This window comes from Streptomyces sp. NRRL S-340 (assembly GCF_000720185.1).
Classification (GTDB): Bacteria; Actinomycetota; Actinomycetes; order Streptomycetales; family Streptomycetaceae; genus Streptomyces.
Map to the genome: position 1 here is coordinate 1 of NZ_JOIY01000104.1, position 1,067 is coordinate 1,067.

The 1,067-nt window shown below is 69.1% G+C and carries 1 pseudogene; it reads left to right on the plus strand.

The annotated features are described in order from the left end of the window. Positions 1-1,067: pseudogene (locus tag IG64_RS37140) on the plus strand (alpha-1,4-glucan--maltose-1-phosphate maltosyltransferase); the annotation flags it as partial.

Here is a 1,067-nt window from a genome sequence, read left to right on the forward strand (position 1 = left end):
GCGGCGGCGCTGACGCCGGAGGTGGACGCGGTCCTGGCCCGCCACCCGCTGCGCGAGCTGGTCACCGCCTGCGACCCGCTGCCCCTCCAGGTCGAACGCGAACGCGCCCTCTACGGCGCCTGGTACGAGTTCTTCCCCCGCTCCGAAGGCACCCCCGAACAGCCCCACGGCACCTTCCGCACCGCCGAACGCCGCCTGCCCGCCATCGCCGCCATGGGCTTCGACGTCGTCTACCTCCCCCCGGTCCACCCCATCGGCACCACCCACCGCAAAGGCCGCAACAACACCCTCACCGCCCCCTGCAGTGCTCCCCCGACCACCCCTGGGTCCACAAACACCCCCAGTGGTTCCACCACCGCCCCGACGGCACCATCGCCCACGCCGAGAACCCGCCCAAGAAGTACCAGGACATCTACCCCCTCGCCTTCGACGCCGACATGGACGGACTCGTCAGCGAGACCCTGCGCGTCCTGCGGCACTGGATGGACCACGGCGTGCGCATCTTCCGCGTCGACAACCCCCACACCAAACCCGTCGTCTTCTGGGAACGCGTCATCGGCGAGATCAACACCACCGACCCCGACGTCGTCTTCCTCGCCGAGGCCTTCACCCGCCCCGCGATGATGCACACCCTCGCCCAGGTCGGCTTCCAGCAGTCCTACACCTACTTCACCTGGCGCAACACCAAACAGGAACTCACCGACTACCTCACCGAACTCACCGGCGAGGCCGCCGCCTACATGCGGCCCAACCTGTTCACCAACACCCCCGACATCCTGCACGCCTACCTCCAGCACGGCGGCCGCCCCGCCTTCGAGGTCCGCGCCGTCCTCGCCGCCACCCTCTCCCCCGCCTGGGGCATCTACAGCGGCTACGAACTCTGCGAGAACACCCCCCTCAAAGAAGGCAGCGAGGAATACCTCGACTCCGAGAAGTACCAGCTCAAACCCCGCGACTGGACCGCCGCCGAACGCGAGGGCCGCACCATCGCCCCCCTCATCACCCGCCTCAACGACATCCGCCGCCGCCACCGGGCGCTCCACCACCTGCGCAACCTGCACTTCCAC